At 68.0% G+C, this 22,683-nt stretch carries 20 protein-coding genes; 12 read left to right on the forward strand and 8 right to left on the reverse strand.

The window, feature by feature from the left end:
• The first annotated feature begins 7 nt into the window (after positions 1-7).
• Positions 8-2,773, forward strand: a complete 2,766-nt coding sequence (locus EKG36_RS02880) for an ATP-binding protein (protein ID WP_126480855.1) — start codon at positions 8-10, stop codon at positions 2,771-2,773.
• Here EKG36_RS02880 and EKG36_RS02885 read toward each other — a convergent pair.
• The 3 genes from EKG36_RS02885 to EKG36_RS02895 form a co-directional block, all read right to left on the reverse strand.
• Positions 2,733-3,863 carry a DUF294 nucleotidyltransferase-like domain-containing protein gene (locus tag EKG36_RS02885; protein ID WP_126480856.1) on the reverse strand — a complete coding sequence of 377 codons (1,131 nt, stop codon included), beginning with the start codon at positions 3,861-3,863 and terminating at the stop codon, positions 2,733-2,735. The two genes, EKG36_RS02880 and EKG36_RS02885, sit on opposite strands and share 41 nt — an antisense overlap.
• A 135-nt stretch (positions 3,864-3,998) precedes the next feature.
• A complete protein-coding gene (locus tag EKG36_RS02890; protein WP_126480858.1) occupies positions 3,999-4,295 on the reverse strand; it encodes an HlyU family transcriptional regulator in 297 nt (98 codons plus the stop codon).
• A 197-nt stretch (positions 4,296-4,492) separates the two neighbouring features.
• Positions 4,493-5,713: an argininosuccinate synthase gene (locus EKG36_RS02895; RefSeq protein WP_126480860.1), complete on the reverse strand. Its 1,221-nt coding sequence runs from the start codon at positions 5,711-5,713 to the stop codon at positions 4,493-4,495.
• 146 nt (positions 5,714-5,859) lie between these two features.
• On the opposite strand from EKG36_RS02895, the gene rnt reads away from it, so the two are divergent.
• Positions 5,860-6,525 (forward strand): ribonuclease T, encoded by a 666-nt coding sequence (gene rnt, locus EKG36_RS02900; RefSeq protein ID WP_126480862.1) that lies wholly within the window; start codon positions 5,860-5,862, stop codon positions 6,523-6,525.
• 74 nt (positions 6,526-6,599) lie between these two features.
• Here rnt and EKG36_RS02905 read toward each other — a convergent pair whose 3' ends face one another.
• On the reverse strand, positions 6,600-6,950 hold the full coding sequence (locus EKG36_RS02905) for a Grx4 family monothiol glutaredoxin (RefSeq protein ID WP_126480864.1): 351 nt from the start codon (positions 6,948-6,950) through the stop codon (positions 6,600-6,602).
• 160 nt (positions 6,951-7,110) lie between these two features.
• On the opposite strand from EKG36_RS02905, the gene argF reads away from it, so the two are divergent.
• From argF to EKG36_RS02940, 7 genes are all read left to right on the forward strand, one after another.
• Positions 7,111-8,031, forward strand: a complete 921-nt coding sequence (gene argF / locus EKG36_RS02910) for an ornithine carbamoyltransferase (RefSeq protein WP_126480866.1) — start codon at positions 7,111-7,113, stop codon at positions 8,029-8,031.
• A 158-nt stretch (positions 8,032-8,189) separates the two neighbouring features.
• Positions 8,190-8,498, forward strand: coding sequence for a hypothetical protein (locus EKG36_RS02915; protein WP_126480868.1), 309 nt, complete (start codon positions 8,190-8,192; stop codon positions 8,496-8,498).
• 396 nt (positions 8,499-8,894) lie between these two features.
• Positions 8,895-9,803 carry a beta-keto acid cleavage family enzyme gene (locus tag EKG36_RS02920; RefSeq protein WP_126480870.1) on the forward strand — a complete coding sequence of 303 codons (909 nt, stop codon included), beginning with the start codon at positions 8,895-8,897 and terminating at the stop codon, positions 9,801-9,803.
• Positions 9,800-10,756, forward strand: coding sequence for an L-carnitine dehydrogenase (locus EKG36_RS02925; protein WP_126480872.1), 957 nt, complete (start codon positions 9,800-9,802; stop codon positions 10,754-10,756). Before EKG36_RS02920 ends, EKG36_RS02925 begins: the two co-directional genes overlap by 4 nt.
• Positions 10,756-11,220, forward strand: a complete 465-nt coding sequence (locus EKG36_RS02930; RefSeq protein WP_126480874.1) for a thioesterase family protein — start codon at positions 10,756-10,758, stop codon at positions 11,218-11,220. The genes EKG36_RS02925 and EKG36_RS02930 overlap by 1 nt, the downstream gene beginning before the upstream one ends.
• Before the next feature lie 136 nt (positions 11,221-11,356).
• The gene (locus EKG36_RS02935; protein WP_185827463.1) at positions 11,357-13,003 is read left to right on the forward strand and encodes a BCCT family transporter; all 1,647 of its coding nucleotides are present in this window, start codon (positions 11,357-11,359) and stop codon (positions 13,001-13,003) included.
• The gene (locus EKG36_RS02940) at positions 13,000-13,818 is read left to right on the forward strand and encodes an alpha/beta hydrolase fold domain-containing protein (protein WP_126480876.1); all 819 of its coding nucleotides are present in this window, start codon (positions 13,000-13,002) and stop codon (positions 13,816-13,818) included. Before EKG36_RS02935 ends, EKG36_RS02940 begins: the two co-directional genes overlap by 4 nt.
• 110 nt (positions 13,819-13,928) lie before the next feature.
• Here EKG36_RS02940 and EKG36_RS20430 read toward each other — a convergent pair whose 3' ends face one another.
• On the reverse strand, positions 13,929-15,005 hold the full coding sequence (locus EKG36_RS20430; RefSeq protein WP_185827474.1) for a hypothetical protein: 1,077 nt from the start codon (positions 15,003-15,005) through the stop codon (positions 13,929-13,931).
• A gap of 152 nt (positions 15,006-15,157) precedes the next feature.
• Between EKG36_RS20430 and EKG36_RS02950 the strand changes: the two genes are divergently transcribed.
• A complete protein-coding gene (locus tag EKG36_RS02950) occupies positions 15,158-15,832 on the forward strand; it encodes a Fe2+-dependent dioxygenase (RefSeq protein ID WP_126480878.1) in 675 nt (224 codons plus the stop codon).
• A gap of 150 nt (positions 15,833-15,982) precedes the next feature.
• Here the strand turns inward: EKG36_RS02950 and EKG36_RS02955 are convergent, their stop codons facing one another.
• Both EKG36_RS02955 and EKG36_RS02960 read right to left on the reverse strand, forming a co-directional pair.
• Positions 15,983-16,945 carry a GlxA family transcriptional regulator gene (locus EKG36_RS02955; RefSeq protein ID WP_126480880.1) on the reverse strand — a complete coding sequence of 321 codons (963 nt, stop codon included), beginning with the start codon at positions 16,943-16,945 and terminating at the stop codon, positions 15,983-15,985.
• Positions 16,946-17,019: 74 nt separating this feature from the next.
• Positions 17,020-17,961, reverse strand: a complete 942-nt coding sequence (locus EKG36_RS02960; protein ID WP_126480882.1) for an ABC transporter substrate-binding protein — start codon at positions 17,959-17,961, stop codon at positions 17,020-17,022.
• Positions 17,962-18,132: 171 nt separating this feature from the next.
• On the opposite strand from EKG36_RS02960, the gene EKG36_RS02965 reads away from it, so the two are divergent.
• Positions 18,133-19,086 (forward strand): GlxA family transcriptional regulator, encoded by a 954-nt coding sequence (locus EKG36_RS02965; protein WP_126480884.1) that lies wholly within the window; start codon positions 18,133-18,135, stop codon positions 19,084-19,086.
• On the opposite strand, the gene EKG36_RS02970 is transcribed toward EKG36_RS02965, so the two are convergent.
• On the reverse strand, positions 19,055-20,059 hold the full coding sequence (locus tag EKG36_RS02970; RefSeq protein ID WP_126480886.1) for a GlxA family transcriptional regulator: 1,005 nt from the start codon (positions 20,057-20,059) through the stop codon (positions 19,055-19,057). The genes EKG36_RS02965 and EKG36_RS02970 overlap by 32 nt on opposite strands.
• A gap of 82 nt (positions 20,060-20,141) precedes the next feature.
• Here EKG36_RS02970 and EKG36_RS02975 point away from each other — a divergent pair, with 82 nt between their 5' ends.
• A complete protein-coding gene (locus EKG36_RS02975) occupies positions 20,142-22,622 on the forward strand; it encodes a CoA transferase (RefSeq protein WP_126480888.1) in 2,481 nt (826 codons plus the stop codon).
• The last annotated feature ends 61 nt before the right edge of the window (positions 22,623-22,683 follow it).

Below are 22,683 nucleotides of genomic sequence, written 5' to 3' on the forward strand. Positions count from 1 at the left end.
CGGGGCCATGAGAGACGAACTGACGGTGCTGACGATCGCCTTCGGCTACCTGGCGCTGCTCTTCGTCATCGCCGCCTGGGGCGACCGGCGCGCCGAACAGGGCCGCTCGCTGATCGGCTCGCCCACCGTCTATGCACTGTCCATCGCCGTCTACTGCACCGCCTGGACCTTCTACGGCAGCGTCGGCCGCGCCGCCCAGACCGGCCCCAGCTTCCTGCTCATCTACCTCGGCCCGACGCTCGCCATGCTGCTGGCCCCCTTCGTGATCCGCAAGATGGTGAGGATCGCCACGGCCCAGCGCATCACCTCCATCGCCGATTTCATCAGCGCCCGCTATGGCAAGAGCGCCGGGCTGGGCGCCCTGGTGGCGCTGATCGCGCTGCTCGGCATCACCCCTTACATCGCCCTGCAGCTCAAGGCCATCACCCTGAGCTACGCCATGCTGGTCGACTACCCCCAGGAAGCCGCCCGACGCCTCGACGAGGCGAGCTTTCTGGCCGACAAGTCGTTCTGGGTCGCCCTGGTGCTGGCGGTCTTCATCATCCTCTTCGGCACCCGGCACCTGGACGCCAGCGAACGCCACGAGGGCATGGTCGCCGCCATCGCCTTCGAGTCGTTGGTCAAGCTGGCCGCCTTCCTGGCGGTGGGCATCTTCACGGTCTTCGTGCTCTACCAGGGGCCCGCCGACCTGTTCGCCCGGGCGGCTGCCACCCCGGCCCTCGAGCAGGCCCTGAGCCTGGCGGCGGTGCCGGGTGGCTCGCTCGGCTGGGTCGGCATGCTGGTGCTCGCCTTCCTGGCCTTCCTGACCCTGCCCCGGCAGTTCCAGGTGCTGGTGGTGGAGAACGTCGACGAGCGGCATATCCAGCGCGCCGCCTGGCTCTTTCCCCTCTACCTGCTGGTGATCAATCTCTTCGTGATCCCCATCGCCCTGGCCGGGCTGCTGGGCGACGCCGGCAGTGATCCGGACAGCTTCGTGTTGACCCTGCCCCTGGCCGCGGGCGGCGAGGGCCTGCCGGTGCTGGTGTTCATCGGCGGCCTGTCGGCGGCGACCGGCATGATGATCGTCGAGACCATCGCCCTGTCCACCATGGTCAGCAACCAGCTGGTGATGCCGCTGCTGCTGCGCTCGAAGCGCCTGCCGCAAAGCAGCCGAGGGGCGCTGGCCGGCTGGGTGCTGGGCATCCGCCGGGTGGCGATCTTCGGGATCCTGCTGCTGGGCTACAGCTACCACGCGCTGATCGGCGATGCCTACAGCCTGGTCACCATCGGCCTGGTGTCCTTCGCCGCGGCCGCCCAGTTCGCCCCGGCGCTGCTGATCGGCATGTACTGGCGAGGCGCCAACCGGCTCGGCGCCGGGCTGGGCATGAGCGCGGGCTTCCTGGTCTGGGCCTGGACCCTGCTGATCCCGGGGTTCGCCCAGTCCGGCTGGCTGGATGCCGGCTTCCTGTCCCAGGGGCCCTTCGGGCTCGGCTGGTTGCGTCCCTATGCGCTGTTCGGGCTCGAAGGCTGGGACATCTATACCCACTCGCTACTGTGGAGCCTCACCGCCAACGTGGGCCTGCTGGTGGGCGTCTCGCTGTTCGCCCGGCAATCCCCCCTCGAGCAGACCCAGGCCGCGCTGTTTACCGAGGCCCTGCATCCCCGCCTCGACCAGGCCTCGTTGTGGCAGGGCCAGACCCTGCGCGGAGACCTGCGAGCCCTCCTCGACCGCTACCTGGGGGCCGCCGCCACGGCCCGGGTGTTTGCCGACAGCGGCGCCGAGGACGACGACCAGTCAGCCCCCCCCGCCCTGGTCGCCCGGGCGGAGCAGGCGCTGGCGGGCGCCCTCGGCAATGCCTCGGCCCGGGTGCTGATCGGCTCGGTGGTGCGCGGCGAGGCCCTGGATCTCGAAGCGATCCTCAGTATCCTCGATACCACCTCCGAGACCCTGGAGATGAACCGCCGGCTGGAGCAGAAGTCCCGTGAGCTCGAGCGCATCGGTCGCGAGCTGCGCGACGCCAACGAGCGGCTGCGCGAGCTGGACCGGCTCAAGGATGAGTTCGTGGCCATGGTCAGCCACGAACTGCGCACGCCCCTGACCTCGATCCGCGCCTTCGCCGAGATCCTGCGCGACAACCGCGAGCTGCCCGACGACAAGCGGGAACATTTCCTCGACGTGGTGGTGCGGGAAAGCCAGCGCCTGTCACGGCTGATCGAGGAGATCCTCGACCTGGCACGCCTCGAGAGCGGCCGTCTGACCCTGCATCCGCAGCGACTGGACCTCGCCGATCTGACCCGCCACAGCCTCGAGGCGATCCAGCAGCCCCAGGAGGAGCGCGGCGTCAGCCTCGAGGTGGCCATCGAGGTCGAGGCCGCGCCGGTGATCGGCGACCCGGACCGCCTCGAGCAGGTGATCATCAACCTGCTCGACAACGCCGGCAAGTTCGCCGCCGACGAGGCGCCCCGGGTGCGCCTGCAGCTGGCCCGCCACAAGCGGGGCTTCCGGCTCGCCGTGGAGGACAACGGCCCCGGCATCGCCGAGAGCGAGCGCGAGCGGGTCTTCGAGAAGTTCCACCAGATCCAGCGCGAGGACGACGGCACCGTGCGCGGCCGGCCGCGGGGCAGCGGGCTCGGCCTACCGATCAGTCGGGGCATCGTCGCCCACCTGGGGGGCCGGCTGTGGGTGGAGGCCGCGCCGATCCTGGGCGGCGCCTGCCTGGTGATGGAGCTGCCGGAAGCCCCCGAGGAAAGCCCTAGGACGACGCCTGCGCCCGCCGTACCAGCCGGCGAATGACGCCGAGGTCGTGACGCAGCATCAGCCGCTGGTCCTCACCGAGGCCATCGAGCCCCACCCAGCCGTCCACCGCACGGCCCTCGCGGCGCGCCCCGCGCTGGGCCGCCAACAGCAGCGCCTGGAGACGCTCCATGGAGCGCATCAGCTCGGCGGCCTCGGCGGCCGCGAGCGCGCCCCCGGCCACCAGGGCGGCGAGGCGATCACGTGTCGCCACGGCCCGCAGGCCATGGCGCAGCGCCAGCAGCCGTACGGCCCCGACAAGCGGCACCAGCCCACCGTGCTTGAGATCCACGGCACCGTCGTGGGGCGCCTCCTTCCCGCCGCCGGCCAGCCGCCCGAAGCGGTCCAGGGCCACCGGCGACTCGTCGAGCAGCGCGGCCATCTCGTCGAGGAACAGCGAGGCCGCCGGCACGTGCCGGGCGACACTGTCGGCCAGCGCCTCGGCCAGCGTGGATGTCCCGTAGACCGGGTGGAAGTCGAGCAGGATATTGGCCTGCTGTACTCGCTTGACCCGGCGCTCGGCGGTCCAGAGGGCGAGCTGGGCATCCCACTCCCGCAGGCGCTTGCGCCACATCGGCCAGCGGGCCATCACATGCCCCGGGCACAGCGGGATACCCGCGGCATCGAGCCGCGCAGTGAAGCGCTCGCTCAGGGACTGGAAATAGCCATCGATCTCGCCATGCCGGGCATCCGAATAGTCGGCGATCAGCATGGCATTGTCCTGGTCGGGGCCCAGCAGGCTCTCGTGGCGCGCCGCCGAGCCCAGGGTCAGGACGCAGAACGCCACCGGGGGATCTCCCCAGCCCTGGCCGCGCATCTCGTTGAGGGCGAGCTCGATGGCACGGCGGTAGAGACCATCGTTGTGATCGCTGAGCAGCTGGGCGATCCGCCAGGCCGGCAGCTCCAGCCGGGACAGGGCATCCACCAGCTCGATCTGCCAGGCAAAGGACGCGGCCAGCGTGGGCTCGGGCCCCAGCCGGGCGAGGGATTCGCGCAACGGGACCAGCAACTCGGTCAGGCGGTCATCGAGCGGCCCCTCCTGGCCGGCAAGCAGGGCCCGCCAGGGGGAGGCACGGTGGAGCAGCTGCATGGGGACTCCGGCAGGCGTTCCGCTTCAGGGTAGCAGCCTCGTCGGTCGGCGCCCCTGTCCGGGAAGGTCGCCGCCAACGAGAAACGGCGCCTCGCGGGCGCCGTCGATCGATCTGGTCGGGTCTGGCCGAGCGTGTCAGCGCTCGTCGAACAGGGCGTCGCCCATCTCGTCGATGAACCGCTCCGCCTTGCTGACCATCAGGGTATCGCAGGCCTCGCGGCCGGGGACCACATCGGAGCGCTCGAAGCGATGCTCGAGCATCTCGCCATCGTCGCCCCGGGGCTTGCGAATCCAGCCGCTGACGCGGAACTGGCCGCCCATGTCCTCGGCCTGGGGCACGATCAGGTAGCCCTTGTAGGTCACCGGCTCGCCCTCGGCGGCCGCGGACGGCTTGCCCTGGCCGAACAGGCCGGATAGCAGTTTCTTCAGCATCAGAACTCTCCTGACGAATAGCGGAGCCAACCACGACGCCAGGAAACAACGGATTTACGTTGCGAGCGAAGAGAGGTTGGCCGCCGCCGGAGCACAGGAACCGCAGTGTAGCCTGCTACATGAGGATTCCGATCGGACCGGCGTGCCGGCACCGCCAGCGGCCAAGATATCGAGCGCAGCAATCAATCCGTGTTTCCTTAGTCCTGCTGGCGACCCTTGCCCGCCGCAATGCGCAGGCGCAGGGCGTTGAGCTTGATGAAGCCCTCGGCATCCTTCTGGTCGTAGGCACCGGCATCGTCCTCGAAGGTTGCGATGGACTCATCGAACAGCGAGGCGTCCGACTTGCGGCCGGCCACGGTGGCATTGCCCTTGTAGAGCTTCATGCGCACCACCCCGGACACGTTCTTCTGGGTCTCGTCGATGGCGGCCTGCAGGGCGCGACGCTCCGGGCTCCACCAGTAGCCGTTGTAGATCACCTCGGCGTACTTGGGCATCAGCTGGTCCTTGAGGTGGGCCTCCTCGCGGTCCAGGGTCAGGGACTCGATGGCGCGGTGGGCGCGCAGCATGATGGTGCCCCCCGGCGTCTCGTAGCAGCCGCGGGACTTCATGCCCACGTAGCGGTTCTCGACGATGTCGAGACGGCCGATGCCGTTGTCGCCGCCCAGCTGGTTGAGCTTGGAGATCACCTCGTGGGGCCGCATCGGCACGCCGTCGATGGCCACGATGTCACCGCGCTCGTAGGTCAGCTCGACGTAGGTGGGGGTGTCCGGGGCGGCCTCCGGGGAGACGCTCCAGCGCCACATGTCTTCCTCGGCCTCCGTCCAGGGATCCTCGAGGTTGCCGCCCTCGTAGGAGATGTGCAGCAGGTTGGCGTCCATGGAGTACGGCGACTTCTTCTTCTGGCTGGTGAAGTCCACCGGGATATCGTGCTGCTGGCAGTAGGCCATCAGCTTCTCGCGGGAGTTGAGGTCCCACTCCCGCCACGGCGCGATCACCTTGACGCCCGGCTTCAGCGCGTAGGCGCCGAGCTCGAAACGCACCTGGTCGTTGCCCTTGCCGGTGGCGCCGTGGGAGATGGCGTCGGCACCGGTCTGGTTGGCGATCTCGATGAGGCGCTTGGCGATCAGCGGCCGCGCGATGGAGGTGCCGAGCAGGTACTCGCCCTCATAGATGGTGTTGGCGCGGAACATCGGGTAGACGTAGTCGCGGGCGAACTCCTCGCGCAGGTCCTCGATGTAGATCTCCTTGACACCCAGGGCCTCGGCCTTGGCACGAGCCGGGGCGACTTCCTCCCCCTGGCCGATGTCGGCGGTGAAGGTCACCACTTCGCAGTCATAGGTTTCCTGCAACCATTTGACGATGACGGATGTGTCCAGGCCGCCGGAATAGGCGAGCACGACCTTCTTGACGTCGGACATGCTGGGGCTCCTTCTAGGTGAACGACGTAAAAGACCGATTATAGCGCGCCAGCCCCACCGCGAATACCGGCAGCGGGACGCCCCGGGCCCGAGCTGGTAGACTCTCGCGTTCCGAGACATTCCGTTGGCCCAACAAGGAGAGGTGCATGAGCGAGGTGGTCGCCCGCGAACTCATGGCACAGCGATTCCGCAGCTTCCTGCCCGTGGTGGTGGACCTGGAGACCGGCGGCTTCAATCCCCAGCGCGACGCCCTGCTGGAGATCGCCGCCGTGACCCTGACCATGGACCCCGAAGGCAACCTCATACCGGATGCCACCTACGCCTGTCATGTCACGCCCTTCGAGGGGGCCAATATCGAGCAGTCGGCGCTGGACTTCACCGGCATCCGACTCGACGACCCCCTGCGTCAGCAGGTGGCGGTCAGCGAGGCCGAAGCGCTGGGCGAGGTGTTCCGTCCGGTGCGCAAGGCGATCAAGGCCAACGGCTGCACGCGAGCGGTGCTGGTGGGCCACAACGCCGCCTTCGATCACGGCTTCCTGAATGCCGCGGTGGAACGCTGCGGCATCAAGCGCAACCCCTTCCATCCCTTCTCGAGCTTCGACACCGCCTCGCTCGCCGGCCTGGTCTACGGCCAGACCGTGCTGGCCCGGGCCTGCCGGGCCGCAGGCATCGAGTTCGACAACACCGCGGCCCACTCGGCCCGCTACGACACCGAGCGCACCGCCGAGCTGTTCTGTGCCATGGTCAACCGCTACAAGGACCTGGGCGGCTGGCGACTGGCACAGCACGAGCAGGGCCTGGAAGAGGACTGAGCTCTCCTACCCTCCTCGCAACGACAACGCCCGCGACACAGGTCGCGGGCGTTGTCGTCAGGGCGGTCGAGGCCTCAGGCGTCGCCGTCACCCTCGCTGGCCTGGGCGCGGGCGGCGGCATCCTTGATCAGCGGCTCCAGCTCGCCGCTCTGGTACATCTCGACGACGATGTCGCAGCCACCGACCAGCTCGCCCTCGACCCACAGCTGCGGGAAGGTCGGCCAGTTGGCCACCTTGGGCAGCTCGGCGCGGATGTCCGGGTTGTCCAGCACGTTGACGAAGGCGAAGCGCTCGCCGCAGGCCATCAGGGCCTGCACGGTCTGGGCGGAGAAGCCGCACTGGGGCAGCTGCGGGGTGCCCTTCATGTAGATCAGGATCGGGTTCTCGCTGATCTGGCGCTGGATGTTCTCGACGGTGGTACTCATGTGCACTCCCTCTGGATCGCGGTGGTGACCAGGGCGCGGCCGGGCAATACCCGAGTGCGTTGGTCGGCCTTGATGATAGGCCCATTGTACGGATGCCGGGCGCATTGCGCATCCCCCGACAGCTGGCTAGGATGGTCGTTTTTTCCCGTGGAGTGACGCCATGGCGACCCGCCATTTCTTGACCCTGCTCGACCTGAGTCCGGAAGAACTGCGCTACCTGATCCAGCGCGGCATCTCGATCAAGAACGGCCTGAAGACCCACGGCCCGACCTACACGCCGTTCGCCAACCGCACCCTGGCGATGATCTTCGAGAAATCCTCGACGCGCACCCGAGTCTCCTTCGAGACCGCCATGGCACAATTCGGCGGCCATGCGCTCTTCCTGTCGCCCCGCGACACCCAGCTCGGCCGCGGCGAGCCCATCGGCGACACCGCCCGGGTGCTCGCCGAGATGGTCGACGCGGTGATGATCCGCACCTTCTCCCACCAGGGCCTGGAGACCTATGCAGCCGCCAGTGAGGTGCCGGTGATCAACGCCCTCACCGACGACTACCACCCCTGCCAGCTGCTCGCCGACGTCATGACCTGGACCGAGCTGCGCGGCAGCGTACGCGACCGGACCGCGGTGTGGATCGGCGACGGCAACAACATGTGCCACTCCTGGATCAACGCCGCCCGCCAGTTCGACTTCCAGCTGCGGGTCTGCTGCCCGGAGGGCTACGAGCCGCGCCAGGACATCCTCGACGCCGCCGGCGATCGGGTGAGCCTGCTGCATGATCCCCGGGAGGCCGTCGTCGGCGCGGACCTGGTCACCACCGATGTCTGGGCCTCCATGGGCCAGGAGGAGGAGCAGGCCCGGCGCGAAGCCGACTTCGCCGGCTTCCAGGTCACCGAGGCGATGCTCGACCGCGCCGCCGACGACGTGCTCTTCCTGCATTGCCTGCCGGCCCACCGCGGCGAGGAGATCAGCGAGACCCTGCTCGACGACCCGCGCGCCGTGGTCTGGCAGGAGGCCGGCAACCGCCTGCATGCCCAGAAGGCACTGCTGGAGTTCCTGCTGCTGGGCCGCGTGGACAGCTGAGCCGTTCGCCGTTAGCCGTTCGAGCCGACGCCCCGACCCGCATGGCCGGGGCGTCTTGCTGTCAGAACTCCGCGCCACAGCGGTTAGACCTTGGTCTAAACCCTCCTGACCGGTATAATGCGCTGCAACATTGGCGACCGCGAGGAGGGCGACAGCCCATGAACACGACTCCTTCCCCCAGGTCCACCCCACAGCGCAGCCTGCGACAGTGCCTCTGCGACATGGCCGCCCTGCTCTACCGCGAGGGCCATGTGCTGGAAACCGTCTCGATTCCCGACCGTGGCCTCGACGCCCGCGCGCTCCGACGCCTGAGTGCCGCCGACCGGGACTGGTCCCGCTACCAGCGCACCCTGGAAGGCAGTGGCGCCGCCACCTACAACGACCAGCAACGCCTGGTGCTGACCGACCTCGGCCGCGAGCTGCTCTTCAGCATGTTTGGCGCCGGCGCGGCCGATAGCTGCGCCTGAGACGTTTCATCTCATCGCGCGGGCAGCGGTCTCACACCCCCCGTCAGCCTCGCGGCCTTCCCTCACCGGCAGCGTATCCTCCGGCTGGCTTCTCCCAGGCTGCCGCCTCGAACGGCTTGTCCACTGGCATGCCGATAGGTTCAGTCCTCATCACCTTCCGAGAGATGCCGAGGACGATCTCCAGTTCCTGCCCATGGCCATCGCCTGCCCATGGGCAGCAGCCTCTCGACCGATTCCGGATCGCGGCCCCCTCGCCCCGCATGCCCGCTCGGCCGCCGGCCGACGCCGCCGTGCTGCGCACACCTGACGCCTTATGCCAACTTTGTGTCGGCTTAGGCACGATTCGAGGATGCCGGATCATGGACACTCCTTGCAGGCTTGAAAAAGGAGATCCCCATGAACCGCAACGTGATTCTCACCTGTGCCATCACCGGCGCCGGCGACACCGCCGACAAGAACCCCAACGTCCCGGTCACGCCCCGGCAGATCGCCGACGACTGCATCGCCGCCGCCAAGGCCGGTGCCAGCGTCGCCCACATCCACGTGCGTGACCCGGAGACCGGCGGGATCAGCCACTCCGTCGAGCACTTCCGCGAGGTGATGGAGCGGGTCCGCGAGGCGGATACCGATATCGTCATGAACATTACCGCCGGCGGCGGCGGCGACTGGATACCGGACGTCGAGGACCCGACCCGCGGCGGCCCGGGCACCGACATCCAGACTCCGGCCCAGCGTCACGCGCCGGTCGGCGAGCTGCTGCCCGAGCTGTGCACCCTGGACTGCGGGAGCCTCAACTTCGGCGACATGGTCTACGTCAACACCGCCGACTGGCTGCGCGAGCATGCCCGCCTGGTGCAGGCCGCCGGCGTCAAGCCCGAGCTCGAGTGCTTCGACCTGGGCCATGTCTGGTTCGCCCGCCAGTTGCAGCAGGAAGGCCTGCTCGACGGCGACCCGCTGTTCCAGCTGTGCCTGGGCATCCCCTGGGGCGCCGAGGCCGACCCCGAGACCATGCTGGCCATGCGCAACAAGCTGCCGGAGAACGCCAACTGGGCGGCCTTCGGCATCGGCCGCCAGCAGATGCCCATGGTCGCCCAGGCGATGCTGCTCGGCGGCCACGCCCGCGTCGGCCTGGAGGACAACCTCTATCTCAGCAAGGGCGTGATGGCGACCAACGCCCAGCTGGTCGAGAAGGCCGGCGGTATCATCGAGCATCTCGGCGGCCGCGTCATGACCCCGGCCGAGACCCGCGCCCACCTCGCCCTGCGCGACCCGAACACCGGTCGGATCGCCGGAGGTGAGGCATGAGCCACCAACTCTCCGTCATCGGCACCGGCGTCATCGGCAACGGCTGGATCGCCCGGGCCCTGGCCCGCGGCTGGGACGTGGTCGCCTTCGACCCGTCGCCGGAGGCTCCCGCCCGCACCCGCACCTTCATCGACAATGCCTGGCCCTCGCTGGAAAAGCTGGGGCTCGCCGAGGGTGCCGATCCCGCGCGATTGACCTTCGTGGGCAGCCTCGAGGAGGCGGTGGCAGGCGCCGACCTGATCCAGGAGAACGTGCCCGAGCGCCTCGAGCTCAAGCGCGAGATCCTCGCCGCCATCGATGCCGCGGCCGCCCCCGGCGCGATCATCGGCTCCTCCACTTCGGGCTTCAAGCCCAGCGACCTGCAGCGCGACTGCCGCTGGGTTCCGGGCCGGGTGATCGTCGCCCACCCCTTCAACCCGGTCTACCTGCTGCCGCTGGTCGAGCTGGTCGGGGGCGAAGCCACCGAGGCCGGCCATATCGCCCGCGCCCAGACGCTCTACCAGGAGCTGGCCATGCGCCCCCTGGTGGTGCGCCGCGAGATCGAGGGCCATATCGCCGACCGGCTGATGGAGGCGCTGTGGCGCGAGGCCCTGCACCTGGTCAACGACGGCGTCGCCACCACCGAGGAGGTGGACGCGGCGGTGGTCTACGGCTGCGGGCTGCGCTGGTCGCTGATGGGCACCTTCCTGACCTTCCACCTGGCCGGCGGCGAGCAGGGCATGCGCCATATGCTCGAGCAGTTCGGCCCGGCGCTGAAGCTGCCCTGGACCAAGCTCGAGGCCCCGGAGCTGACCGATGAGCTCATCGACCGCGTGGTCGAGGGCTGCGAGTTCCAGGCCGCCGACCGACCGGTGGCCGAGCTGGACCGCCGTCGCGATGATTTCCTGGTCGAGCTGCTCGACCTGGTGCAGAAGTACTGGCCCGAGGCCGAGGGCCTGGAGGGGCGCATCTGATGGCACTGCTCGAGACCCGCGTCGCCCCCGAGTGGGTCGACTACAACGGCCACATGAACGACGCCGAATACGCCCGGGTGTTCTCCCTGGGCGTGGAAGCCCTGATGAATGCCATCGGCCTCGACGAGGCCGGCCGGCGCCACCACGGCTACACCATCTTCACCCTCGAGACCCACCTCTGCTATCGCCGCGAGGCCCATGAGGGCCAGCCGCTGGCGGTCGAGGTGACGGTACTGGACCGTGATGCCAAGCGCCTGCATGTCTTCTTCGCGATGTGCGATATCGAGGGCAGCCTGCTGGCCACCAGCGAGCAGATGCTGATGGGCATCGACAGCGAGGCCGGTCGCCCGGCGCCCTTCCCCGAAGAGGTCAGCCAGGCCATCGCCGCGCTGCCGGCGGCCACCACCGATGCCTGGCCGGAGCTGGCCGGGCGATGTATCGGCCTGCCGCCCGCCAGGCGCTGATCCGACATCCGCAACCATCCCCGCCCGGTGCCTCGTCACCGGGCGGGTCGGGGATCGTCGGCCCCTCGTCCGACCCCAGGAGGACCCTTCCTATCGTTACCGCAGTCCCCTTTCTCCATCTGCAAAGGAAGCTTCCATGACAAGTCCAACGACCTCGCCCGAAGGCGAAAGCTATCCCGACCCCACGCTGGCTCAGACCGGCCTCTTCCGTCATGTGCACAAGGGCATGACCCTCACCGCCGCCGGCCTGGTGCTGGCCTTCGTGCTGTTCACCGGCCTCGCCCCGGAGCTGGCCGGCAGCGTCTTCGGTGCAGCACGCGGCTGGATCGAGAGCACCTTCAGCGGCTACTACCTGGTCACCGTGATGCTGCTGCTCGCCGTCTGTGCGGTCATCGTGCTGAGCCGCTTCGGTGGCGTGCGCCTGGGGGCCGACGACAGTCGCCCCGAGTTCAGCAACTTCGCCTGGTTCTCGATGCTGTTCTCCGCCGGTATCGGTATCGGCATCCTCTTCTTCGGCGTCGCCGAGCCCATCTTCTACCTCGACGATACCGGCGCCTTCGGCTACCCGAACAACCCGCATGCCGACATGGCCGGCGCGACCACCATCGGTCACGAGCGAGCCATCGATGCCCTGCGGGTCTCGGTCTTCCACTGGGGCCTGCACGGCTGGGCCGTCTACGTGATCGTCGGGATGTCGCTGGCCTACTTCGCCTACCGCAAGGGATTGCCGCTGGCGCTGCGCTCCGCGCTGTACCCCTTCATCGGCGAACGCATCTACGGGCCCATCGGCCACACCGTGGACATCCTCGGCGTGCTGGGCTGCGTCTTCGGCGTCGCCACCTCGCTGGGGCTGGGCGTCAGCCAGATGGCCGTGGGCCTGGAACGCCTGGTCGGCCTGAGCGCCGGTCTGGACACGCAGCTGACGCTGATCGCGGTGATCTCGGCGATCTCCATCCTCTCGGTGGTCTCCGGTGTGCAGCGGGGCATCAAGCTGATCTCCGAACTCAACATCTGGGTCTCGGTGCTGGTGGTCGGCGCCTTCCTGCTGGGAGGCCCGACGCTGTGGCTGGTACAGGCCTTCGGCGAAACCCTGGTCGACTACGCCGCCAACTTCATTCCCATGGGCCTGTGGTTCGCCGAGACGCCGGAACGGGTCGAGTGGCAGCAGGGCTGGACCATCTTCTACTGGGGCTGGTGGCTGGCCTGGGCGCCCTTCGTGGGGCTGTTCATCGCCCGCATCTCCAAGGGCCGCACCCTGCGCGAGTTCGTGCTCGGCGTGCTGCTGGTGCCGACCCTGATCATCTTCGTCTGGCTGATCATCTTCGGCGGCAACGCCCTGCACCAGGAACTCACCGCCGCCGATGGGCCCGGCACGGCGGGCATCATCGAGTTGGTCAACGCCTGGAACCTGCCCGCCGCGCTGTTCGCCAGTGCCGACGGCATCGCCGGCACCGGCGCCATCGGCTGGACGCTCTCGGCGCTGATGGTCTTCTTGCTGATGAGCTGGTTCGTCACCTCTTCGGACTCCGGCACCCTGGTGCTGACCACCATCCTCTCGCTGGGCAACGACCATCCGCCGCAGCGCTTCCGGGTCTTCTGGGGCGTGGTGATCGGGCTGGTGGCGGCGGTGCTGCTGGTGGCCGGCGGGCTCAAGGCGCTGCAGACCGCCCTGATCGCTGCCGCCCTGCCGCTGAGTGGCGTCATCCTGGTAATGACCGCCGGCATCCTGGTCTCGCTTGTTCGCGAGTCGCGCCAGCCCCGCCCGGCGATGCAGCGGCGATGACGCCGGAGGCCTTCCGCGACGCCTTCGCGCTGGGGCTGGAAGGACTGGCCGGGCTGCCCCTCGGGGTGGCCCGGCCACGCTACGACCGGCTCTGCCAGGCCTTTGCGCCGCCGCTGCCAGCGGGCATGATCGTCGAGGACGGCACCATAGGCGGGGTGGCCGTACGTCGCCTTCGCCCGCCCGGGGCCCGGCCCGGCGAGGTCGCCTACGTGCACGGGGGCGGCTGGACGCTGGGCTCGGTGACGAGCCACCAGGGCATCGCGGCAAGCCTCGCCGCACACCTGAAGCGCGAGGTGGTCAGCGTCGACTATCGTCTCGCGCCGGAGGCGAGCTATGCAGATGCCTTGGCGGATTGCCGGTCGGTAATTAGGGCTCTGGCGCCCCGCGCCGCGGTAGGTGACAGCGCCGGCGGGCGCCTGGTGATGGACGTCAGTCACACGCTGGGAGCCCCCGGCGTGCTGGGGCTGATCTATCCGCTGGTGGGCCGCCCCGATCCCGCGAGCCTTGGCCCCGATGCCCCCCTGCTCTCTCGGGCGGAGGTGCTCACTCTCTGGGCGGAGGTGGCAGAGACCATGCCGAGCGTGCCCGAGGCCGCACCCCCTGGCCGGCAACTCGAGGTGCTCGCGGTCGCGCAAGACCCGCTCACCGCTCCCCTCGAGCGGGCCCTTGGCCGGTGGCGGCGGTTCGGTTGTGACATCGGCTATCGCTGCGTGCCGGGCCTATGGCATGGCGCCTTGCATGCCCATGCCCGCCTCCCCGCCATGCAAGAGGCCTGGCAGGTATTCTGCGCGGCCTTGACCGATCGGCTGGCCTGACGACGCCACTGTGGCAACAACAAGCAGGCCCGACCCGGAGGGCATCCGGGTCGGGCCTGTTGACGAGGGTGATGCCCTGCTAGGCGCCGCTCGACGACGGCGCCTATGGCTCAGTAGCGGCCGAGCAGCGATTCCAGCTTGAAGGTGCTGGACGACAGCTCACCGTAGCTCATCACCGGGGTCTGGGGCGCCTCGGCGGAGGGCCAGGCCGCCATCGCCTGGTCATAGGCCGCCATCAGCTCCTCGTAGGCCGCCTCGTCGCTGGCCTGGAAGAGATCCGCCCGGGCTTCGAGGAGGGACTTGGCAGTCAGCATGAAGCCGCGGCCGTCCTGGTACTCCGGGACGTTGACGAACTGGCCGTCGTCCACGGCTTCCTCGTACTCATGCACCGCCTGGCGCAGCAGGGCCAGCTGGACACGACTCTGGAAGGCCACGTCGTCGCGCAGCTCGCTATCCACGTCCTGCATGGCGGCGTCGATGGCATCGATGGCAGCGGTGTAGGCATCGGCATGCTCGCCCCACTCGCCGCCCTCGCGAACCTCTTCGACCAGCGCCTCGAGGATAGCCTCGAAGTCCTCGACGTCGCGTGCCTCGAAGGCGGGCTCCAGGGGCTCGTAGTGCTCTTGGAGGGGATGACCGAAATGCGGCTGGGCGGCGGTCTGCTCGCCATCCTGATAGAGCTCGCGGGCGACGGCCAGGTGGCCCTTCATCATGGCCAGGTTGGTGTAGTAGACACCGGGATTGCTGGCGTCGAGGGAAGAGCCGGCTTCGCCACCTTCACCGCCTTCACCGCCTTCACCGCCTTCACCGCCTTCACCGCCTTCACCGCCTTCACCGCCTTCACCACCTTCGCCGCCTTCACCACCTTCGCCGCCGGCGGAAGCGTTCAGGTAGGCGAAGACCGCGAAGGGATCGGAGGAGGCGCTGCCTTCACCGCCTTCGCCACCTTCGCCGCCTTCACCGCCTTCACCGCCTTCACCACCTTCGCCGCCTTCGTGGTGGTGGCCGGCTTCGCCGCCCTCGGCGCCTTCGCCACCTTCACCACCATGATCGGCGTGGGCCAGCAGCAGGTTGTCGGGCCCTTGGGTGTAGTCGGCGGGGGCCTCGGCCCAGCTGGCCGCGCTGGTGCCGAGCAGAACGGAGGCGCCGACACCGACCCAGAGCTTGGTGCGGATGTTATTAGACATGCGGTCTTCCTTATGATGTATGGGGTTGCCAGGGCGCTCGGCCGTGCTGGCCGAATCGATCAACGGCATAGATTGCCGACTGCGAAAGTTTAATGCAAACCATTCACAGCCGTTTATAATTGGCAGTCGTTTTCTCGACTGGAGCGCCTACCGTGATCCTTTGTATCGACCAGGTCATTTCGCCGGAGCTGCTCGGGCGGGTACAGGCCACTCTGGCTGACAGCGCCTTCCGGGACGGCCGGGAAACCGCCGGCTGGCATGCCCGCACCGTCAAGCAGAACGAGCAGGCAGATGGCCGCCAGCCCGAGGTGGTCGCCCTGCGTGAGGAACTGGCTTCGGCTCTGCAGCGTCACCCGCTGTTCCAGATGGCTGCCCGTCCGCGACGCATGAAGCCGCTGATGTTCAGCCGCTACCAGGAGGGCATGAGCTACGGCAACCATGTTGATGATGCGATCATGGCCACGCCCCAGGGCGCCATGCGCACCGACCTGTCCTTCACCCTCTTCCTCAACGACCCCGACAGCTACGAGGGTGGCGAGCTGTTGATCGACTCCACCGCCGGGGAGCAGACCTACAAGCTCCCCGCGGGCGCCTTGATCCTCTACCCTTCCTCGACCCTCCACCGCGTCGAGCCCGTCACGCGAGGCGAACGTCTCGCCGCCGTGGGCTGGGCACAGAGCCAGGTGCGCGACCCGCAGCAGCGCGAGATCCTCTTCGACCTGGATACCACCCGCCGACAGGAATTCGAGGCCAACGGCAAGACCCGCACCTTCGACATGCTGTCGAAGAGCCTGGCCAACCTGCTGCGCATGTGGGCGGAAGTCTAGGCCTGGTCTGAACAGTCGACGAGCGACGGCGAGGCCAGGACAACATTGGTGAAAAGGCGGGGTTTACAGGGAGTAAATAAGCACTTTGAGCCGATGTCTAACGCCGTCTATCCCAGCGCAGGCACTGTTCGGACATTGCCCATGAGTCGCTCAGCGACGCCGCGCCTCCCGCGGGGAGTGGCCATAGCGGGCGCGGAAGGCCCGTGCGAAGCTGGAACCGGAAGTGAAGCCACAGGCCAGTCCCACTGCCAGGATATCCAGGTCGGTCTCATCCAGCAGGTGGCGAGCCCGCTCCAGACGCAGTCCCAGGTACCAGTCCCGCGGCGACTGGCCCAGCTCCTGGCCGAACAGGCGCTGCAGGTGGCGGGAGGAGACCCCGCTGCGCCTGGCCACCTCGGCGAGCGGCAGGGGCGTCTCCAGATGCTGCTCCATCAGGTCCACGGCATCCACCAGGCGACGGCGATGGGTGCCCAGCCGTCGGGCCAGGCTCATGCGCTGCTGGTCCCGGCGGGTGCGGATGCGCTCGTGCACCAGCTGCTCGGACACGTCGATGGCCAGCTGGTGGCCGTGGCGGCGGGCGATCACGTCCAGCGCCATGTCCATGGCGGCCGCCCCGCCGGCACAGGAGAAGCGACGCCGGCCCAGCTCGAAGAGCTCGTCGGAGGTGGCAATCGCGGGAAAGCGCTCCTGGAAGGCCGGCAGGCTCTCCCAGTGCAGGGTGACCCGCTCGCCCTCCAGCAGGCCCGCCGCCGCGAGCAGGAAGCACCCGGTGTCGAGACCGCCCAGCACGCAGCCGGCCTCGTCCAGGCGATGCAGCCAACGCATCAGCGCCCGACTCAGGTGGCGTTCCGGATCGAAGCCGCTGCACACTGCCAGAGACGGGAGATGGTGCACTCCCTCGATCGCTTGATCAGCGAGCAGCGTCATGCCGTTGGAGGCCGTCACCGGCCCGCCGTCCTCGCTGATCAACATCCAGTCGAACAAGGGGCGACCACTGATGCGGTTGGCGATGCGCAGGGGTTCCACGGCCGAGAAGAAGGCCATCATCGAGAAACGGGGCAGCAGCAAAAAGCCGATGGGTTCGGGCGTGGGTCCGGTATAGTCGAGGCGCATGACGGGGCCGGCTGACGGGAGCGGGGCCGGTCATGATGACCGCCCCCAGGCATTACGGCAAGGCGTCATGGTGTTCAGCCGAAGTGGGCCTTCACCGCTTCCATGCCAGGCCGTCCATCCTTGGCCTCGACACCCTCGAGCCAGGCTTCGACGGTGTCGTAGTGCTCGCGGATCCATTCGCTGGCCACCTCATCGGCTGGCCGCTCCTCGTAGCTGTAGGCATGGACCCAGTCGTTCTGGTCTGCGGTGTCGACCACGTACTGGCTCATGAAGCGATAGAGGTCCGGGTCTTCGGCCTCCAGGGAAGCCGGCACCACTGTCCAGACGGTACTCTCGATGTCGGCGACGCCGGCCTCATCGGCATCGTCGAGGTAGACCAGATCGAAGCTGACGTTCATCCAGTGGGGTTCCCAGCCGACGAAGGTCACCCACTCACCATCTCGCATCTTCTGCTCCGCCTGGGCGAGCATGGCCGCAGTGGAGCTCTCGCGCAGGGTCCAGTCGCCGAGACCGGCAAGGTCCTCGTCAATGGCCCCCAGGATGGCGGTGTTGATGCCGGTACCGGCCTCGATGCCCTGGATGGTGCCATCGAAGCGATCGCGATGGGCCTCGAGATCGGCCACCGAGGTGATGCCGGCCTCATGGACATAGCGCGGCACCACCAAGCCGGACGTGGCTCCCTGGATGTTGGCGGCGGCCTTGGCCACCTTGCCCTTGGCCACCAGCGGTTCGACCATGTCGGTCTGCACCGGGTACCAGCCCCCCAGGTACACCTCCAGGTCGCCTTGAGCCAGGCCATTGAGGATGACGCTGACCGCCAGGTCGCTCTGCCGGGTCTCGTAGCCCAGGGCCTCCAGCAGTTGGGCGGCGACCTCCGACTTGACGGTCACGCCCGGCCAGGGCGGCACGCCGAAGCGCACTTCCTCGACCTCGGCCTGGGCCGGCAGGCTCGCCAGGCCGGCGAGGGAGAGCGCGGCGGCGGCCAGCAGGGAGCGGGACGGGCGCAGATGGGCCATGGAAGTCTCCTCGTTCGATGATGATGCCCCCATTCTGACGTCACTCTCCCGGCCGACACCGCGAAAGGCGACATCCAATCGCCACAAGACGACATGGCGACGGGCATTGCAACGCCCCGCCCAACCCCTACAATCGTTTGGCCACCCCCCCTCGCCGCCGACCCGAGGCCCATGAGACTTGATCCTCCCGTCCCCGCCCCGGAGCGGATCGGTTTCCTGCTGCTGCCGCGCTTCGCCATGGTCGCCTTCTTCTCGGCCATCGAGCCGCTGCGCATCGCCAACCGCATTCGCGGGAAAACCCTCTTCGCGTGGGACGTCATCAGCCGCGACGGAGAACCGGTTACCGCCTCCAACGGCATGACGCTCGCCGCCGGCTGCGCCATGGCCGAGGCGCCGGCGGTGCCCAGCCTGGCGGTCTGCGCCAGCTTCGAGCCGGAGGCCTGCCTCGACGAGGCACTGCTCGACTGGCTGCGCGAGCGCGCCACCTCGGGCTGCGTGCTGGGCGGCATGGACACCGGCTGCTTCGCGCTGGCCGCCGCCGGACTGCTCGACGACCAGACGGTGACCCTGCACTGGGAGTGCCTGCCCGAGTTCCGTGCCCGCTTTCCCAGGGTCGATGCCGTGGAGTCGCTCTACGAGGTCACGCCGGAGGGCTTCTCCTGCGCCGGGGGCAGCGCGGCCATCGACATGAGCCTCGACCTGATCCGGCGTCGCCACGGCGACGAGCTGGCCCAGCGCGTCCGCGACCAACTGATCCATGACCAGGGCCGCTTGCCGGCCAGCCGCCAACGCGACCCGGCCGCCCCGCCGGACCCGGCGCTGCAGCGGGCCATCGCCCTGATGGAGGCCAACCTGGAGTCGCCGCTGGGCATCCGCGAGCTCGCCGCCGAGCTCGACCTCTCCTGGCGCCGCCTGGACCGACTCTTCGCCCGCCACCTGGGCACCTCCCCACAGCGGGCCTACCTGGCCCGGCGCCTGGACCATGCCCATCGGCTGCTGCGCGAGACCCGCCACAGCGTGATGGACATCGCCCTGGCCTGCGGCTTCGCCTCCGCCTCCAGCTTCACTCGGGCCTTCCGCCGCCGACACGGCGTCAGCCCCAGCGAATGGCGCCAGCGGCCCTGAGCCGGCGGTTCAATGTTTCATCTCTATGATGGTCGCGCAGTCTACGTCCATAGGCCCTGGAATAGGCTCGTGAAAGAGCCGAACCACAGGATAACCCACAACGCAGCGCAATTTGGTCCAGCGACAACTGGGTCTGGGCGGCGAGGTCTCGCGCCTGAGTCAGGCGCATGTGCTGGTAATAGCGACCTGGCGTCATACCCATTTCCGCTTCGAACAACCGGGCCATGCTGCGAAGAGTGATGTCAGCGGCACTCGCCAGCTGCGGCAGCGTCAAGGGGGACTCGATGTGGGCAGCCATGAGGTTCACGATCTTCCGCACCTTGGGGTGACCATGTGGCAGCAGATCGCCGAAAGGCGGCGTAGCGGTCTGGTCACGTGACGTATCGTTGAGGAACATCGCCGCGGCATCGAACCTCGCCGCGGGGCCGAATCGTGAGGCAATCTCTTCCAGCATCAGCTCCAGTGCAGTGGCCGCGCTGCCACAGGTGAGCCAGCGCCCATCACGCACGTACCGATCAGAAAGGGTCGTCACATCAGGAAATGTCTCAGCAAATTCAGCCAACAACTGCCAATGTAGCGTGACCTGGCGACCGCTCAGGTATCCCAAGGTTGCCAGTAGCCAGGGTCCGGTATCGGCGGCGATCACCGATTCCGCATTTCGGGTAAGACGCAAGCTTCGGCGCAACCCTGGGTCATCGGCATCGATGCGGAAGTGATCCCCGCCAATCATCAGCAAAAGATGACAGGGCTGAGCCTGGGCCACTGGCCGATCCGGAGCGATGGACAGACCGCTGGAGGACCTGAGCGGTTCGTCGCCATGGGTCAGGATCGTCCATTCGATATCGAAGCTGGCCTCGTCGCGGACCACACGTAGAGGCTCCAGGAGACAGGCCAGCAGCATATTCGAGAAGGTGTCGAACAACAGGATATTGACGGACAGCGGTGGCGGAGGAGATGGCAGAATCGGTTTCATAAATGGCAGCTTATGTCATCTGCATGGCCGGGGCCACGGTTAAGCTCTTCCCAGATATACATACGTCCAGGAGTTCACCGCCATGACCGACCGACCGCTTGCCCACCTACGTGTACTCGACTTCGGCCATTACCTGGCCGGCCCGCTAGTTGGCATGATGCTGGCCGACCTGGGGGCGGAGGTAATCCGCATCGACCCGCCGGGCGGCCCCCGGTGGCGAGACCCAGCCTTCGACATGCTGTCGCGAGGCAAGCGCTCTCTGGTGCTGGACCTCAAGACTGATGCCGGCAAGCAAACCGCTCTCGACCTGGCCGCCCGCTCGGACGTGGTCATCGAGAATTTCCGCCCCGGCGTCATGGACCGGCTCGGCCTTGGCCCGGAGGCCCTGAGGGCCGTCAACCCAGCGCTGATCTCGCTGTCACTGCCCGGCTTTGCCTCGACCGATCCGGAACTGGCAAGCGTTGCCGCCTGGGAAGCCGTGATTGCGGCGCGCACCGGACAGTTCACCGACATGGGGCTGAACCGGCAGCTCATGGGCATCAACCCGTCATTCACGCCGCTGGGCCTCGCCTCGGCCTATGGCGCAGCCTTCGGAGCGTTATCCGTCCTATTTGCGTTGGGAGCCCGTGGTCGCAACGGCGGAGAGCACATCGAGGTTCCTCTGGCCTCGGCGCTGTTCGAGGGGCTGGCCTATAACAGCGAGCAGATCGAGAGCTATCCGACACGTTACCAGTGCCCGCGCGAGACGGAACTGAACCGGCGTCGTGCTGCCGGCTTGCCGTTGAACCTGAGCTATGCCGAGCTCGATGCCTTCCTCGACCCCTTCTATCGCACCTACCGTTGTGCGGATGGGCGGGGGTTCTATGTCGTCGCCTGCTCCATCGTCACTCACCCGCACCGAGTGCTGCATGTTCTGGGCCTGGATGAGCTGGCTGCCACCCTGCCGGATTTCGACGCCTGGCAGGATCAGACGGACTGGCCGGATGAATGGGCGCTGCGCAACTACCCGGTCGGAGATCGCGACCGAGGCCGGATAACGCGGGCGATGCAGGCGGCATTCCTGACCCGTCCCTCCTGGGAATGGGAAGCCCTGTTCGGTGACGGCAAGGCCCCTGCCACGGCACAGCGCAGCAGCCGCGAATGGCTGACTGATCCCCATGCGCTGGCCTCGGGACTGGTACAGACAGTGGAAGATCCACGACATGGCCAGATGCGACAGATGGGCAAGCTGGCCTGGCTCGAGGATGATGCCGGGGCCCTAGACTGCCCCACCGCTCCCGAAGTCGACGAACTGCGGCCTGACCTGGCACGACTGTTGACCGAAGCGCCGCGTACGGCGTCCGCCCCCACCGGCAACAGCGGTTGGCTCGACGGTCTCAAGGTTGTCGACCTGACCAATGTCATCGCCGGCCCTACGATTGGCGCGACGCTGGCGCGGTTCGGCGCAGACGTGACCTCGGTTCAACCGGTAAGCCCCTCCGTCGATCCCTGGAACGCCGTGGTCTTCGGACTGCAGGCCCATCGCGGCAAGGAGAGTGTGCTGTTGAACCTCGCCAGTGCCGAGGGACGCGCGGCGCTCGAGCGACTCATCGCCGAGGCGGATGTGGTGACGATGAATGGCACCGATCAACAGCGGGACACGATGGGGCTTTCCCCAGAGCGACTGGAAGAGCTGAATCCCGGTGCGATTCTTGTCCAGCTCGACGCCTGGGGCGGACCGCGCCGGGGGCCGAAGTCCGATCACCTCGGCTATGACGACCTGGCGCAGGCCGCAACCGGCGTCATGGTGCGTTTCGGCGGCGGCCCGGCGACGCCCGAGGAACACGCCCACTTCGGTACCATCGATGCGCTGACGGGATATACCGCCTGCGTGGCGCTGGGTGCCGCACTAGAGCGTAAGAGGGTAACCGGCAAGGGAGGCGTAGCACGCTCGGCGCTGGCCGCTTGCGGTGCCATGATTCAAGCCCAGTTCATGTATGACTTCGATGGACGCCCGCCATTCGACGAGCCCGCGGGGCGCGAAGCTCGCGGCTGGGGCCCCTTCTACCATTGTTACCGCGCGGCCGATGGCTGGATGTTCTTCGCCGCTCCGATCGATCGCGGCGCGGCGCTGGCCCGGGTGCCGGAGCTGGCCGACTTGTCCAGGGTACCCGAAGACGATCTGGCACCATCTCTGGCCGAACGTTTTGCCCGCGAAAGCATCGCCTACTGGTCGGAACGGTTGCCGGACGGCTCGGTGACGGTGGTACCGCTCGGCTCGCTCGCCGTCAATCGCGAAGCCAGTCTCCAGGTGGAAAGCACCGGCGACATCGATCTCACCGAGGCGACTTATCGAGCGATCCGTCACGACCAACATCCCATGGGCCGTTGGGTCGACCTGGTCGCCCCGAACGCCGTGCGCCCCGCAAGCGCTGCCATCACCCTGCCCAGCGCGGCACCCAAGCCCGGCACCCACACCCGCACGGTGCTTGCGCGCACGGGCTTTTCCGAGGCCGAGATCGACGCCATGATCGCCAAGGGTCTGGCCGGCGAACGCTGGTCCCCGAACTATCTGCCGGAGTGACTCCCTGAGCCGATGAACCCGGCAAGTAGTCGTGCTGGGGGTAACACGGTATGCGAAGGTG

The organism is Halomonas nitroreducens, from assembly GCF_003966155.1.
Lineage (GTDB): Bacteria > Pseudomonadota > Gammaproteobacteria > Pseudomonadales > Halomonadaceae > Halomonas > Halomonas nitroreducens.

Coding starts and splice junctions, on each gene's coding strand:
- argF (WP_126480866.1), top strand. CDS start 7,111: ATGGCGACCCGCCATTTCTTGACCCTGCTCGACCTGAGTCCGGAAGAA.
- EKG36_RS02930 (WP_126480874.1), top strand. CDS start 10,756: ATGGCACTGCTCGAGACCCGCGTCGCCCCCGAGTGGGTCGACTACAAC.
- EKG36_RS02975 (WP_126480888.1), top strand. CDS start 20,142: ATGACCGACCGACCGCTTGCCCACCTACGTGTACTCGACTTCGGCCAT.
- EKG36_RS20430 (WP_185827474.1), bottom strand. CDS start 15,005: ATGTCTAATAACATCCGCACCAAGCTCTGGGTCGGTGTCGGCGCCTCC.
- EKG36_RS02925 (WP_126480872.1), top strand. CDS start 9,800: ATGAGCCACCAACTCTCCGTCATCGGCACCGGCGTCATCGGCAACGGC.
- EKG36_RS02895 (WP_126480860.1), bottom strand. CDS start 5,713: ATGTCCGACGTCAAGAAGGTCGTGCTCGCCTATTCCGGCGGCCTGGAC.
- EKG36_RS02970 (WP_126480886.1), bottom strand. CDS start 20,059: ATGAAACCGATTCTGCCATCTCCTCCGCCACCGCTGTCCGTCAATATC.
- EKG36_RS02935 (WP_185827463.1), top strand. CDS start 11,357: ATGACAAGTCCAACGACCTCGCCCGAAGGCGAAAGCTATCCCGACCCC.
- EKG36_RS02885 (WP_126480856.1), bottom strand. CDS start 3,863: ATGCAGCTGCTCCACCGTGCCTCCCCCTGGCGGGCCCTGCTTGCCGGC.
- EKG36_RS02965 (WP_126480884.1), top strand. CDS start 18,133: ATGAGACTTGATCCTCCCGTCCCCGCCCCGGAGCGGATCGGTTTCCTG.
- EKG36_RS02890 (WP_126480858.1), bottom strand. CDS start 4,295: ATGCTGAAGAAACTGCTATCCGGCCTGTTCGGCCAGGGCAAGCCGTCC.
- EKG36_RS02940 (WP_126480876.1), top strand. CDS start 13,000: ATGACGCCGGAGGCCTTCCGCGACGCCTTCGCGCTGGGGCTGGAAGGA.
- EKG36_RS02880 (WP_126480855.1), top strand. CDS start 8: ATGAGAGACGAACTGACGGTGCTGACGATCGCCTTCGGCTACCTGGCG.
- EKG36_RS02905 (WP_126480864.1), bottom strand. CDS start 6,950: ATGAGTACCACCGTCGAGAACATCCAGCGCCAGATCAGCGAGAACCCG.
- EKG36_RS02960 (WP_126480882.1), bottom strand. CDS start 17,961: ATGGCCCATCTGCGCCCGTCCCGCTCCCTGCTGGCCGCCGCCGCGCTC.
- EKG36_RS02955 (WP_126480880.1), bottom strand. CDS start 16,945: ATGCGCCTCGACTATACCGGACCCACGCCCGAACCCATCGGCTTTTTG.
- rnt (WP_126480862.1), top strand. CDS start 5,860: ATGAGCGAGGTGGTCGCCCGCGAACTCATGGCACAGCGATTCCGCAGC.
- EKG36_RS02915 (WP_126480868.1), top strand. CDS start 8,190: ATGAACACGACTCCTTCCCCCAGGTCCACCCCACAGCGCAGCCTGCGA.
- EKG36_RS02920 (WP_126480870.1), top strand. CDS start 8,895: ATGAACCGCAACGTGATTCTCACCTGTGCCATCACCGGCGCCGGCGAC.